Annotated in this window: 10 protein-coding genes; 5 read left to right on the forward strand and 5 right to left on the reverse strand. The window is 61.9% G+C overall.

Annotated elements, in window-relative coordinates; all coding sequences use genetic code 11:
• Nucleotides 1-225: 225 nt before the first annotated feature.
• From IP85_RS04300 to IP85_RS04310, 3 genes are read right to left on the reverse strand one after another with little or no spacing between them, the layout of a single operon-like run.
• The gene (locus tag IP85_RS04300) at nt 226-528 is read right to left on the reverse strand and encodes a DUF1905 domain-containing protein (protein WP_054148413.1); all 303 of its coding nucleotides are present in this window, start codon (nt 526-528) and stop codon (nt 226-228) included.
• Complete coding sequence (locus IP85_RS04305; RefSeq protein ID WP_054148414.1) at nt 525-1,640, reverse strand: DNA alkylation repair protein; 1,116 nt, start codon at nt 1,638-1,640, stop codon at nt 525-527. The genes IP85_RS04300 and IP85_RS04305 overlap by 4 nt, the downstream gene beginning before the upstream one ends.
• A gap of 6 nt (nt 1,641-1,646) precedes the next feature.
• Nucleotides 1,647-1,946 (reverse strand): hypothetical protein, encoded by a 300-nt coding sequence (locus IP85_RS04310; protein ID WP_054148415.1) that lies wholly within the window; start codon nt 1,944-1,946, stop codon nt 1,647-1,649.
• An 85-nt stretch (nt 1,947-2,031) separates the two neighbouring features.
• Here IP85_RS04310 and IP85_RS04315 point away from each other — a divergent pair, with 85 nt between their 5' ends.
• Together IP85_RS04315 and IP85_RS04320 are read left to right on the forward strand one after the other, a co-directional pair.
• Nucleotides 2,032-2,709, forward strand: a complete 678-nt coding sequence (locus IP85_RS04315) for a YafY family protein (RefSeq protein ID WP_054148416.1) — start codon at nt 2,032-2,034, stop codon at nt 2,707-2,709.
• A 107-nt stretch (nt 2,710-2,816) separates the two neighbouring features.
• Entirely contained in the window at nt 2,817-4,640 is a 1,824-nt protein-coding gene (locus IP85_RS04320; protein WP_054148417.1) for a methyl-accepting chemotaxis protein, read from the forward strand.
• 124 nt (nt 4,641-4,764) lie between these two features.
• Here IP85_RS04320 and IP85_RS04325 read toward each other — a convergent pair whose 3' ends face one another.
• On the reverse strand, nt 4,765-6,351 hold the full coding sequence (locus IP85_RS04325; protein ID WP_054148418.1) for a trimethylamine methyltransferase family protein: 1,587 nt from the start codon (nt 6,349-6,351) through the stop codon (nt 4,765-4,767).
• Between the two features lie 242 nt (nt 6,352-6,593).
• Between IP85_RS04325 and IP85_RS04330 the strand changes: the two genes are divergently transcribed.
• Nucleotides 6,594-10,580 (forward strand): PAS-domain containing protein, encoded by a 3,987-nt coding sequence (locus tag IP85_RS04330; protein ID WP_197277982.1) that lies wholly within the window; start codon nt 6,594-6,596, stop codon nt 10,578-10,580.
• Here the strand turns inward: IP85_RS04330 and mnmD are convergent, their stop codons facing one another.
• Complete coding sequence (gene mnmD / locus IP85_RS04335) at nt 10,581-11,306, reverse strand: tRNA (5-methylaminomethyl-2-thiouridine)(34)-methyltransferase MnmD (RefSeq protein ID WP_054148420.1); 726 nt, start codon at nt 11,304-11,306, stop codon at nt 10,581-10,583. It lies immediately after the preceding gene.
• Here mnmD and IP85_RS04340 point away from each other — a divergent pair.
• Together IP85_RS04340 and IP85_RS04345 are read left to right on the forward strand one after the other, a co-directional pair.
• The gene (locus IP85_RS04340; protein ID WP_054148421.1) at nt 11,305-12,495 is read left to right on the forward strand and encodes an FAD-binding oxidoreductase; all 1,191 of its coding nucleotides are present in this window, start codon (nt 11,305-11,307) and stop codon (nt 12,493-12,495) included. The genes mnmD and IP85_RS04340 overlap by 2 nt on opposite strands.
• 155 nt (nt 12,496-12,650) lie before the next feature.
• Entirely contained in the window at nt 12,651-13,358 is a 708-nt protein-coding gene (locus IP85_RS04345) for a DUF1045 domain-containing protein (protein WP_054148422.1), read from the forward strand.
• The last annotated feature ends 58 nt before the right edge of the window (nt 13,359-13,416 follow it).

The following is a 13,416-nucleotide window of genomic DNA, read 5'->3' on the forward strand; positions in this document are numbered from 1 at the left end:
GAACCCCGCGTGATTTGGGAACTTGTAAGTTGGAAAAAAGCTTTCCAAGCGCATCGGCGGAAGGTCCGCCCGGATGTCATGCGCTTTATCCTTCGTCGCGTCTCAGATGTCGCTGGGCACGCTCACGCGGCGGCCGGAAGGTAAAAGCTGATCTGCAGATGGGCTTATTTGTTCCGAAAGTCAAGGCTTTGTTTGCGGTGCAGCGTCAAGGCGTAGCTGCGCGGTTCAAGTGTCGAGCGTAAGATGAACCAGAATCTGGCTGCCGGCGGCGATCGCCTCGCGGCGCCGCAACTCCGCCTTCAAGGGCAGGAGGAAGCTGTCGCGTCGCTTGTCTGGGAAGAGGGAGGTCTTCACCCGGCTCTCGCCGATCCGTGCCTGGACGGCGATGGCCCCAAGTGCATTGGCACGGCCAAAGAAGCGCGCCTCGGCAGCAGCCTCCGCCGGCAGGAAGACACCGTGCCATCCGCTGGGGCCGTCAAAGCGGACCACCTTCGCCTCGAAGCGAATGGCGTGCCCGTCCTCGCTCATTCTGCCCCATCCCGGGGCGTGGCGAGGTCGAAATCGGCACTCGCGGCGCTGGTCCCGTTCACCATGATCTCCAGCCTATGAGTGCCCGGATGATAGACACGCGTCGTGATCGGCCGAAAGGCATGGCGCTTTGCGATGGTCACGCTTTCATCCGGCTTGAGCTGAAGGCTCTTGCCCTTGAAAACCTTCGGTGAGAGCGAGCCATCCTTCTTCTGGTGGTGGATGGCGTAGTCGACCAGCACCGTGCGCAAGTCCTTGCCCGTATTGGAGAGAAGAATCTCGAATTCGAGTTCGCCGGGGAAGTCGATCTGTTGGCTCTCCAGCGTGAGCGTCGCCGTCACGTCGTCCAGCGGCGCAAAGCCGAAATTGGCGAGCGCCTTGCCGTGGCCCTTCTTGATCAGCGTGCGCGAGGCGTGCTTGAGCAGCCAGAGCCGGTTTTTCGAAGCGCCCGCGGAATGCCTCTCCACGAAATCAGCGACCAGATCCGGGTGATCCTTGGCAATGTCGTTGAGGCTGTTGGCGACCGAGCGTCGGACGTAGTCCTCGGGGTCGTCGATGAGGGCTTCGAGAATCGGCAGGATCGGTGTCGGGTTCTTCACCAGGGCGGGCAGGCGCATGGCCCAGGGCAGGCGGGGGCGGGTGCCTTCCGAGGCGAGGCGACGGACATGGTGGTTCGGGTCGAGGGCCCAGGATGAGATGATGGCAAGTGCTGCATCCTGCTCCTTGGCGATGAACGGGCGTATGCCAAATTCTGCGGTGAAATGCGGGGTGAGAGCCTTCAGGAGGTGGAGAGCTGTTTCCAGATGGCCGCGGCCACGGGCGGCAACATACTGGTTGAAAGAGAGGAGTGCCCAACCGTTGAGGCCCGCCCGATCCGGTGCCGGCAGGCAGGCGTGCAGGATCGGAGCCGCGTTCTCGAAATCGTCCGGCAGATGGCGGTGCAGCGCATCCGCGATGCATTGGCCGCGCTGCATCAGTTCCAGCCCGTCGATGACGGGCAGGATGTCCGCGACAAAGGCGGCGTGATCGAAGGTTCCCCAGGCCCGCGCCACGGCATCAGCCGTATCGCGGGCGGTGTGTAGGCCGATCAGGTGTTTCAGTGGCTCGGCCATGATCGCTCAGATCGTTCCGTTGGTTTCGAAGTGCTGCATCAGGGTAACACCCATGATTGCTGCCATGTAAGGTGCGAAGGCGGGGTCGGCCTGAACTTTCGCGGCTGCTGCGTCGGCGCTTTCCTTGTCTGCCCATTCGACGAGATCGGCGATCATGTCGCCCTGTTCGATGGCGGTCAGCGCCCGCCAGCTGACGAAGCCCGGATAGGTGTTTACCGCCGCCATGGCGGCACGTCTTGCCTGTTCTGCTGCGGGCCTGTCGGTGACGGTGCAGACGGCGAGTTCGAGGACGGTGGTGGTGGTCATGAGGGTCTCCCTTTGCTGTTGACGGCTTGACCTACCACGACCCAACTGACAACCTTGTGGCCATAGCTATTGCCGGAGGTATCGCATGCGCCCCGCAGACCGCCTTTTCCGGATCATCCAGTTGATGCGCTCGACGGGCCGCGCCATGACGGCCGCCGAGATTGCCGAGAAGATGGAGGTTGCGCCGCGGACCATCTACCGTGACATGGATCACCTGATCGCCTCGGGCGCCCCGATCGAAGGAGAGCGCGGCGTCGGCTACATGCTGCGCGAGGCCTTCGATGCCCCGCCGCTCACTTTCACCTTCGAGCAGCTGGAGGCGCTCGCCTTCGGGCTTCGCGCCGTCGAGATGCTGGGGGATCCAAGGCTCGGCCAGGCGGCGCGCGAGGCGAAGGACAAGATGCTGGCGATGCTGCCGAAGGATCATGCCGAGCGGCTGATCTCCGCGCCGATCCACGCTTTCCGCTCATCGGCCCAACCGGTCGTGCCGGATTGTTTGGGCGACGTGCGTTCTGCGTTGTCGGCCAAGCGCAAGGTCTGGATCGCCTATCATTCGCTGCCCGGCGAGCGCAGCCAGCGTGTCGTCTGGCCGCTGGGGCTCGCCGCGTTCGGGGCGATCTGGGTGATGACCGCCTGGTGCGAGATGCGCGCCGGCTTCCGCGACTTCCGCCTCGACCGGGTCGAGGACTGGAAAGTCATGCCGGACCGTTTCGAGCCGGAGCCCCATCAGACCTATCAGGCGTACCTGAAGCAGCTCAGCTGAGTTTTGCTGTGGAGCGGATTTTTTTTATGCCGTTCTCCTAAATTCCATAAATATTAAGGGGTCGAGGCGATAGGTGGAGGTATGAAAGCAACTTCTGAAAGACGGCTATGAAAAACCTCCGAGTATCCCGCAAGCTGACCCTGGCATTCGCCTCTGTCCTGTTCGTTGTCATCGCCTTCTGCTCCGTGGCATTTGTGTCGATGCAGCGGATCCATGACGCGACGCTGGCCAATCAGCAGACGCAGTCGGTCCTGAAGTTATCAGGTCAGATACTTGCGACGCTGGTCGAGCACCAGAATGCCATGCGAGGCTTTGTCGCCAGTCTGAATGAGGAATTCATCGAGCGCATGGCAAAGTATGGCGATGCCGTGCCGCCGCTCATGAGTGAACTTGAGCAGAAGCTTAGCAAAGCGGAAGCCGAAACCTATCTCCCCCCGGCACGCCAGGCGATACAGACGTTCTACGCTCAGCTCGATGCGACGGTCGCCAACGCACGCGATCCGGCAAAGATTGAAGAGACCCGCAGCAATATTGCGACGACCGCGCGCTTGAGCGATATCCGCAAGGCGCTCACGGCTCTCGACGAAGCGAGCCAGAAAGTTGCCGACGAGCGAACAGCTATGCAGAACGCGGCGTTCGAGACGGGTACCAAGACCCTGATTGCCGGGGGGTTGACCGCTGCCCTCATCGCCGTTGCCATGGGCATCCTCCTGACGCGCAGCCTCGCAGCCCCGCTTCGCGGCATGACTGTCGCCATGCGCAAGCTGGCTGAAGGTGACACCGCCATCGACACTCCTGCGATGGGGCGTCGTGATGAGCTTGGCTCCATGGCCGCCGCAGTGGAAGTATTCCGGGCCAACGCAATCGCTGCCCGGAAACTCGAGGCCGATTCGAAGCAGCAGCAATCCTTGACCGAGGCCGAACGCGCCGAGCGGGCAAGACTGGATCAGGCTCGCTCCGAGACGATGACCCAGGCAACCGCAACCTTGGCAGGCGGTCTGGCGGAACTCGCAAAGGGCAATCTCACGGTCCGCCTGGAGCAGCCTTTCGCCGAGGAATTCGAGACATTGCGCAATGACTTCAATGAAGCTGTCTCGCAGCTTGCCGAGACACTTTCCGCCGTCGCTCACACCACCAACTCGATCGACACTGGTAGCCGCGAGATCAGTGGCAGCACGAATGATCTGTCACGACGCACCGAGCAGCAGGCTGCATCGCTCGAAGAGACAGCTGCAGCGCTCGACGAAATTACGGTCAATGTCCGTCATGCTTCAAACCGCGTGGAGGAGGCGCGCGCCGCTGCATCGGATGCAGCACACAGTGCCGAGACTTCCGGCACCGTCGTTGCCAGCGCCGTTGAAGCCATGGGACGTATTGAGCAGTCGTCTCAGTCGATTTCCAACATCATCGGTGTGATTGACGAGATCGCCTTTCAGACCAACCTCTTGGCCCTCAATGCGGGCGTTGAAGCGGCCCGTGCCGGCGACGCCGGCAAGGGATTTGCGGTTGTCGCCCAGGAAGTCCGCGAACTTGCACAGCGGTCAGCGCAAGCTGCTCGTGAAATCAAGGACCTGATACGGGTTTCGACGGAGGAAGTGTCCAAAGGCGTGAAGCTGGTCAGCGACACCGGTGCCGCGTTGAAGACGATCGAGAGCTTCATCACGACCGTCAACGTCCAGATGAACGCCATTGCCACATCTGCAAAGGAACAGGCGACCGGACTGGCCGAAGTAAACACGGCCGTCAATCAAATGGACCAGTTCACTCAGCAGAACGCGGCCATGGTCGAAGAGACGAGTGCTGCGAGTGCAGGCCTTGCCACTGAAAGTACGCGCCTGCGCCAACTGGTTCAGCGTTTCGAGATCAGTGCCGTCAACAGCAATGCCCAAGTCGACAGAGGCTATGCATCCGGGATGCGTCGCTCCGCATAGCGGGCAGGCGACCTCCGTCAGGAGGAAGCCCGTTTTCGAACTTCAAAACCATGCAGCCTCGACCTTAACGGGTCGGGGCTTTTGTCTGTCGGGATCTCCGCGTTTCCTGGTCGGATTCCATTCCTCAGAAATCCGTCGCAACCCCGCCCTCGGCCTTGCGTTTCGCCACGAAGGCGTCGAGTTCTTCCTCGGCGGCCGGGTCAATCGGCGGGCGCTCGTAGGAGCCAAGCTTTTCCTTGAAGACACGATTGGCGTGGTCATAAGTTGTCGGGCGGCCGGCTTCCGTCCAGGTCTCGAAATTGCGCCAGTCGGAGAGGATCGGCGAATAGAAGGCACTCTCATAGCGGGCGAGCGTATGAGCCGTGCCGAAGAAGTGGCCGCCAGGGCCGACTTCGCGCACGGCATCCAGCGCCAGCGCATCCTGGCTGACGTCGAGGGGCGTCAGGAACTCGGCGACCATCTGCAGCATGTCGACGTCGAGAATGAATTTTTCAAAGGAGGCAGTCAGCCCACCCTCTGACCAGCCGGCCGAATGCATGATGAAATTGCCGCCCCCTTGCGTCAGGGCCCAGAGCGAGAAGGCGCTCTCATAGGCTGCCTGGGCGTCCAGTGTGTTGGCTGCATTGGTGTTCGAGGTACGGTAAGGGATGCCGTAGCGGCGGGCGAGCTGGCCACCGACAATGACGGCTTTCATGTATTCGGGCGTGCCGAAGGCAGGCGCACCGGTCTTCATGTCGACATTCGAGGTGAAGCCGCCATAGACGACAGGGGCGCCGCGCTTGACCATCTGGGTGAAGGCGATGCCACACAGCGCTTCGGCATTCTGCTGCACGACCGCACCGGCGATCGTGACGGGCGCCATGGCGCCTGCGAGCGTGAACGGCGTCATGACGACGACCTGGCCGCGCGACGACATTTCGATGATGCCCTGAAGCATCGGCCCATCGAGGCGGAGCGGCGAAGACGAGTTGATGATGGTGAAGAGCGAGGGCTCGCTTTCCATCTGCTCCATGGAGACACCACGGCCGATGCGGGCGATCTCGATCGCGTCGAGATTGCGCTGCTTGCCGAGCGAGTAGCAGTGGAAGACCTTGTCGGTCAGCTTCACCATGTCGGAGAGGCAGTCGAGATGGCGCACCGAGGCGTGGATGTCGATCGGCTCGACCGGATAGCCGCCGGTCGTGTGGATCACGTCGTAGCACTGAGCAAGCTTGACCAGCTTGCGGAAGTCTTCCTGGTTGCCGGCGCGGCGGCCGCCCTCGCGGTCTGCGACAAAGGGGGCAGAGGCGATCTGGGCAAATACCAGGTTGTTGCCGCCCATCTTGACGTTCCGCTCGGGATTGCGGGCGAACATCTGGAATTCGCGCGGGGCCGACGCGATCATGTCCATGATCAGGCCGCGGTCGAAGCGGACGCGGTCGGATCCCTCCGTCACCTCTGCGCCATGCGCCTTCATGATGGCGCGCGCCTCGGGCAGCATGATGTCCATGCCGATCTCTTCGAGAATGGTGAGCGATGCCTCATGCATGTCGTCGAGGGCCGACGGGTCGAGAAGCTCGGTCTTGGTCAGGCGATTGACGAGATTGCGGTACTTGCCGGCCGCACCGGTGCGGACACGTTCGGCTCCCCGACCACCCGTGCGCCTGCGGCGCTCGCCGCCACCGGATTGGGTTTCAGTCTCGGACAAGGCGGAGGTCGTAATGTCGCTCATGGTCGATCCATTGTGTCAATCTCGACATCAAGTCTCGCAGGTTCGGAAGCCAAAAGGCATTGCCGTTTGCGACGAAAAACCGGCTCATCTGGAACAGTGGTGCGGCTGGAGTGATCCGTCAGGGATACGCGTTCATTCTGCTTCGCTTTTAAAGCTTTGGATGGTGCTTCGCTTACCCGCTGTTTACCATTCCGCGTCATTGATCGGAGGAGGGAGAAACTGATTTGATCCGGGGAAGCGACTTGCTGGACTTGGTCTGCGACAAGATCGCGGTGCTCGATCTGCCTTCCTACGTGAAGGACAGCGAGCTTCGTTACGTCGCCGTCAATGCGGCCTTCGCCGACCTGCACAACCTGTCGGCCGAAAGCTTCGTCGGTCGCAGCGATCGCGAAATCCTTGGAAGCGATCTGGACGCCTTGCGCGACGATCGCGAGCGGCGGGTCCTGGTGTTCGGGGAAGAGGAAGCGCTGCAGCTGCGGGCTGAGCCCGGCGGACCGACGCGGGTCCTGCATATCGAACGTTTCTTCGACGACGACGACCGGCTCTATCTCTTCGGTTTCATGGAGGAGCAAAGAACGGTAACACCGTCCGACCCATCGGTCTTGGGGACGCTGCCCTCTGTTGCCCTCTTCCAGGCCGTGCTCGAGCAATATCCCATTGCGACCTATGTGCGCAGCTCTGACCACCGGCTGCTCTTTGCCAACAGCGTCTATTCGCAGATGGTAGGACGGCCCATCCAGGATCTCCTGGGGCGGACCGAGCAGGAAAATTTCCCCGAGCTCGGCCAGGAGTATTTCGAGGGCAACCAGCGCGTCCTCGAATGCGGCGTGACAGAGGAATTTCAGGACAACTTCATGCGGGCCGATGGCACGCGAATCCCCGTCCTCAGCCGCACCGGGGCCGTCACCGGGCCGGATGGCGAACGCTACATCGTCGGCTCGATCACCGATCTCTCTCCTCTCAGACACGAGCAGGAGAAGCTGGAATCCGTCCGACAGGAATCGGAAGCGCTGCAATTGCAGCTTCACAGCCTGATGGCCTCGCTGCCGGTCGGCATCATCGTTCTCGATCCCGATTTGCAGATCTCTTTTGCCAATGCGGCGGCCATCGAGATGACGGAATTTGATGCCTCGCAGAAGCTGGAGGGCATGTCCTACAGGGACTTTCTGACGCTGGCGATGGTCCGCAGAATGCCCAATCTCTCTGCACAAGAAATCGACGAGCGCGTCGCCTATCGCATCGAACAGGTGCTCAGCCTCGCAGAGGGGCCGCTGATCGACGTGAAGACGCCGTCGGGGCGGGCACTTGCCGGCGCAAGCCGCCGCCTTGAGGGCGGGCGCATTCTTTTGACCTATACCGACGTCTCCGACATTTATCAGCGCGAAGAAGAGACGCTGCTTTATCGCGCAGCGCTCGAGCAGATGCCGGTGCCTGTCTTCATCCGCGATCCGGATCGCCGGATGATCTATGTGAACAAGGCTTATGAGGACCTTCACGGCCAGCGTCGGGAAGACATCTACGGGCTGACCGAAGAAGAACTCTGGCCGGAGAACGGTCAGATCATGAAGGAGGAGAACCTCCGGATCTTCGCGACCGGCGAAATGATCGAGAAGAACCGGGAAGTCGTCGTCCGCGGCGGCGAGGAAATCTCGGTGATCACGCGCCTGAGCCGGATCACCACGGCGCAGAACAAGCATTACCTCGTCGGCTCGGTCAACGACATCTCGATGCTCAAGAAGGGCCAGGAGGCTCTGGTCGCGGCCCAGGCACGCGCCGAGTCGCTCTATGCCGACATCGTCTCGATGTTGCAGGTCATGCCAGTCGGCGTGGTGATCATGAATTCCGACTACATGGTCGAATTCGCCAACGAGAAGTGCCGGGAAATCTGGCGCTGGCCGGCTGACATGCAGCTGAACGGGCTGCCCTTCCGGTCCTATTGCGAGATGAACCACAAGCTCGGCTATGCCTGGCCTGGTATCGAGTTCGAGGAAGGCTATCGCGCCCGTCTTGCGCAGTTCGATGCGCTGGAAGGCTCGCATGTCACCGAACTTGCCTATGACGATGGCAAGTTCGTTCTGGCCACGATCACGCGGTTGCATGACCGCAAGATCCTGCTCACCTATTCCGATCTCACCGAGATGCGGGCGCGCGAACGCGAGATCGACGAGGCGCAGCAAAAGCTGGAGCGGCTCGGGCGCTTCGTCCAGGAATCCATGCGGATGATGACGCAGGGCCTGATGATGATCGAGCAGGGACGGATCGCGGAGGTCAATCCTTCCTTCAGCCGCATCCTGAACCTGCCCGAAAACCTGGTGGCGTCGGGCGAAAGCTGGCGGCCGATATTCGAATATTGCGCGGCGCGTGGCGATTTCGGCGAGGAAGCGCACGACATTCTGCAGCAATGGCAATCGGCCGTGCAGACAGCAAACGCAGTCTCGACCAATTTCCTCGTCGACGGCAAGACCTGGGTCAAGCTGGAAGCGACCTTCGGTGGCGACCGCAGTTGTGTTGTCGTGCTCACCGATTTCACCGAGCTGAAGGAGCGCGAAGCCGAACTGGAAGTGCTCTTGGCGCGCAGCGAGGCGGCCGACAAGGCGAAGTCCGACTTCCTCGCCAATATGAGCCACGAGATCCGCACGCCCATGAATGGCGTTCTCGGCATGGCGGAACTGCTGTCGAAGTCCGAGCTCGACAGCCGTCAGAAGACCTTTGTCGACATCATGGTGAAGTCCGGCAACGCGTTGCTCACCATCATCAACGACATTCTCGATTTCTCGAAGATCGATGCCGGACAGTTGAAGCTGCGCAAGTCGCCCTTCGATCCGGTGGAAGCCATCGAAGATGTGGCGACGCTGCTGTCTGCCGCCGCTGCCGAGAAGGATATCGAACTCGTGGTCTCCGGCGAGCAGAAGGTGCGCCACACATTCATGGGTGATCCGGGGCGTTTCCGGCAGATCGTGACGAACCTGCTCGGCAATGCGATCAAGTTCACCGAAAAGGGCCACGTGCATGTCGAGGTGTCCGCGGACGCTGTGGCGGAGGGGCAGGCGATCCTGAAGCTGCGGATCGAGGATACCGGCATCGGCATTCCCCAGGGCATGCAGGCGAAGATCTTCGAGAAATTCTCCCAGGTTGACACATCTTCGACCCGTCGCCACGAGGGTACGGGTCTCGGACTCGCGATCACCGGCGGTCTCGTGCGCCTCTTCGGGGGCAAGCTGCAGGTCGAATCCGAGGTCGGGCGCGGCTCAGCCTTCACCGTCGAATTGCCGCTCGCCATCGTTGCCGAGCGCCGCGGCCAGAAGGAACTGCCAGCCACGGTCAAGGATGCGCGGGTGCTGGTCATCGATGACAACGCCGTCAATCGCCGAATCATCACCGAGCAACTGGATATGTGGGGTTTCGACGGGCTCGCGGTTCCGGATGGACCGACCGGCCTCGATATTCTCGATGCAGCCCATACAGAAGGGCTCGCGATTGACGTCGTCGTCGTCGACTACCAGATGCCCGATATGAACGGCATCGACGTCGCGAAGGCGATCCGCAGCGATCGTCGGTTCGACGATATTGCGCTGGTCTTCCTGACCTCGATGGATATGGTCGGCGATGACAGGCTGTTTGAAAGCCTGAAGATCCAGGCGCATCTGATGAAGCCGGCGCGGGCCAATGTGTTGCGTGGAGCGATCATCGATGTGGTGCGAACGGCGCGCGTTCATGGCGTGAATTCGCCTCGCTTGCGTCCGCTTTCGCCACCTGCGCCACTGGCTCCGCGCGTCCCTGTAACTTTGGAGCGCAAGCCGGCTGCTGTCGACGTCCGCGATGACAGTGCCCTTCGGGTGCTGATCGCCGAGGACAATGCGGTGAACCAGATCGTCTTCCGCCAGATACTCACCGGAAGCGGCATCGCTTATCGCATCGTTGGCAATGGCGAGGAGGCCGTCGAGGCCTGGCGTAGCGAGCCGCCTGATCTCATTCTGATGGACGTCTCGATGCCGGTCATGAACGGCCACCAGGCGACCGGCGCGATCCGGGCGGAAGAGGCGACGCGCGGCGAAGGACGGATCCCGATCATCGGCGTGACAGCCCATGCGCTCGACAGCGACCGTGAGGCTTGCCTTGCCGCCGGGATGGACGACTATCTTTCCAAGCCGATCTCGCCGGAACTTCTGATGCGCAAGATCGAGCAATGGAGCGGCAGGTCCGTTACCGGGATCGCCGCCGAAGGCTGATCAGGCCGAGCGCCTGACGCCGCACAGCATTTCCCGCTTGCCCGCGAAACCTGGTCGGCGCTCGACGTCAAAACCGGCAGCTCCGAGATTGCGCCTGACGAAACCGGCCGCGGCATAGGTCGCAAAGCTGCCGCCCACCCGTGTCGTGTCGTGGACCCGCTGCATCAATTCCGCCGACCACATGGCGCTGTTGCGCGACGGCGCGAAGCCATCGAGGAACCAGGCATCGAAGGTCAGCATGCTTGCCGTCAGGTTCTCCAGTGCATCGCCGCAGACGACGGACAGACGCGTGTGGTCATCAAGATCGATTTCAACGACGCCTGAAGGATCTGTCGGCCAGAGCGAGACCAGCGCCTGCCGCTCGGCATCGATCTCCGGCCAGTGGGCGAGCGCGCGGTCGATCTCTTCCGCCTGCATGGGGAAGAGCTCGAAGGACACGAAGTGGAGGTAAGCGCCGGGATCACGATGCTCCTTCCACTGCCGCCAGGTCTCGCAGGCATTCAGCCCGGTGCCGAAGCCGAGTTCGCCGATGGTGAAATCGTCCGCATTGCGCCAGCGATCCGGAAGTCCATTGCCGGCCAGGAAGACGTGGCCGCATTCGAGCCGGCCATCGGTCTGGCAATAAAAATGATCGCCAAAGGCGGTGGAAAAGGGCATATCGCCGTCGTGCCAGGCCAACGGTGCCTTGGTGTCGCCGGTGCCTGGCGGATAATTTGAATGGGTCATGGTGATGTCCGATAAAACGGCTGCGATGTCAGGTCAATTGCGCGCCGATCTCGTGATCGTCGGTGGCGGCATCATGGGCCTCTGGGCGGCTTTGAAGGCAGAGCGCCGTGGCATCGATACGATCCTGATCGACGGTGACGGTATTGCGAGCGGAGCGAGCGGCGGGCTGCTCGGCGCCCTGATGGCGCATATGCCGGATCGGTGGAACGAGAAGAAGCAGCTGCAATTCGAGGGGCTGTTGTCACTCGAGGCGGAGATTGCCGCGCTTGAGAGCGAAACGGGGCTCTCGGCTGGCTATCAGCGCTGCGGTCGTCTCATCGCCTTGCCAAAGCCGCATCTGAGACCGATTGCCCAACGCCATTCGGCAGAGGCGGCAACGAACTGGAACCAGGAAGGCAGGGCCTTCGACTGGACCGTCCTTGACGAGAGTCCCTTTGCCGACTGGCCCTCGCCGAAGTTTTCGGAGGCTGGCGTTGTGTTCGATCGCCTCGCGGGCCGCGTCTCGCCGCGTGCTTTGACGGCCACGATCCGGGCGCGTCTCGAACGATCGGGGCGTGTGCGGTTGCTGGTCGGGGCCGCCGTGCAATCGATCGATGCGCAGGCAAGCCAGGTGAAGCTCGCCGACGGGACCGTCATCGGTTACGGGGATCTGCTGGTCGCAGCCGGTGTCGGGTCCTTCCCGCTGCTCGAAGCCATCGGACCGGCGCTTCGCAAGCCGCTCGGAAGGGGCGTTAAGGGGCAGGCGGCGCTGCTCAGACTGGACCTGCCGACGGATCTGCCGCTCCTCTATCTCGACGGCCTCTACGTGGTGCCGCATGAAGGCGAGCTGGTCGCCATCGGCAGCACCAGCGAAAACACGTTCGAACATCCGTTTTCCACCGATGGGCAACTCGATGACCTGATTGCCGCCGCACGCGAGCTTGCGCCGATGCTGGGCGGGGCGGAGATTGTCGAGCGTTGGGCGGGTCTCAGACCCAAGGCGGTGGATCGGGATCCGATGGTCGGCCCTCATCCCGATCATCCTCGTGTGCATGCGCTGGCCGGCGGCTTCAAGGTGAGCTTCGGCATTGCGCACCGGCTGGCGGATGCAGTTCTCGATTCTATTGCCGGTGGAGCCCTGCAGTTGCCTCACGGTTTTGCCTTCGCCCATCACGTTTCGGTGGCTGCGCGTCGCACAGGTGATGAGTAATTTACCGAAATACCCTGAAATCACAGGGATTAGCTCGGGGAGCTGCCGCGAAATTGCCTCGCGCGCTTCGTGATACTGTCATGCAAATCACCTATCCACCGGGTTGTAACGGCAACTGCTAAAGTGCCGTCGCGAGCCAGTGTGAGGTGCTCGACATGCGCTATGCCATCTGCTTTACGCCGCCTGCCCGTGATCCGCTTGCCGATGCAGCGGCGCGCTGGCTTGGCCGCAACGTGTTCTCCGGCGAGGCGGAGGAGCATCCGGGGCTGAAAGGCCTTGGCGTGCACGAGATTGCCTTTCACACGGCGCTTCCGCGACGCTTCGGCTTTCATGCGACATTCAAGGCGCCGTTCCGCTTGAGCGAAGGTTCAAACGAGGCCTCTCTCCTGCGCGACCTGATGCATTTCGCCGGCCAGATGGAGCCAGTCGCATTGCGCGGGCTTTCGGTTGGCCGGATCGGCGACGTCTTCGGGCTCATCCTGCAGCGGCCTTGCCCGGAGGTCGATCATCTCGCGGCCTCCGTTGTGCAGGCCTTCGATGGTTTTCGTGCGCCGCTTTCCGAAGTCGAGATCGAACGGCGCAATCCCGACCGCTTGTCTGCGCCGCAGTTCAGCAATCTCAGCCGCTGGGGCCATCCTTATGTGATGGACGAATACCGTTTCCACATGACACTGACGGGGCCGCTCCTGGCGCGAGATTTCCCGCGAATCGAGCAGGGCTTGAAGGCGCATTTCGACCCGGTTCTCGCCGAGCCTGTCGTGGTGACCAATCTCGCGCTGTTTGTCGAGACTGAACGTGGTGCGCCGTTTACCGTACATTCGCTGCATCCGCTGGGCCGGGTTTCGAGCCGCAAGATCGCCTGACACCTGTGCGCTGCAGCAAGATGCGTGTTTTCCATCTCGACAGGCGCCGCCCTCGCCA

This window comes from Rhizobium sp. AAP116, assembly GCF_001295785.1.
In the GTDB taxonomy this organism is placed as follows: domain Bacteria; phylum Pseudomonadota; class Alphaproteobacteria; order Rhizobiales; family Rhizobiaceae; genus Allorhizobium.

Bases quoted from the DNA above. Each gene is read 5' to 3' on its own strand.
- IP85_RS04320 (WP_054148417.1), top strand. From the start codon at position 2,817: ATGAAAAACCTCCGAGTATCCCGCAAGCTGACCCTGGCATTCGCCTCT.
- IP85_RS04300 (WP_054148413.1), bottom strand. From the start codon at position 528: ATGAGCGAGGACGGGCACGCCATTCGCTTCGAGGCGAAGGTGGTCCGC.
- IP85_RS04340 (WP_054148421.1), top strand. From the start codon at position 11,305: ATGGTGATGTCCGATAAAACGGCTGCGATGTCAGGTCAATTGCGCGCC.
- IP85_RS04305 (WP_054148414.1), bottom strand. From the start codon at position 1,640: ATGGCCGAGCCACTGAAACACCTGATCGGCCTACACACCGCCCGCGAT.
- IP85_RS04325 (WP_054148418.1), bottom strand. From the start codon at position 6,351: ATGAGCGACATTACGACCTCCGCCTTGTCCGAGACTGAAACCCAATCC.
- IP85_RS04310 (WP_054148415.1), bottom strand. From the start codon at position 1,946: ATGACCACCACCACCGTCCTCGAACTCGCCGTCTGCACCGTCACCGAC.
- mnmD (WP_054148420.1), bottom strand. From the start codon at position 11,306: ATGACCCATTCAAATTATCCGCCAGGCACCGGCGACACCAAGGCACCG.
- IP85_RS04315 (WP_054148416.1), top strand. From the start codon at position 2,032: ATGCGCCCCGCAGACCGCCTTTTCCGGATCATCCAGTTGATGCGCTCG.
- IP85_RS04345 (WP_054148422.1), top strand. From the start codon at position 12,651: ATGCGCTATGCCATCTGCTTTACGCCGCCTGCCCGTGATCCGCTTGCC.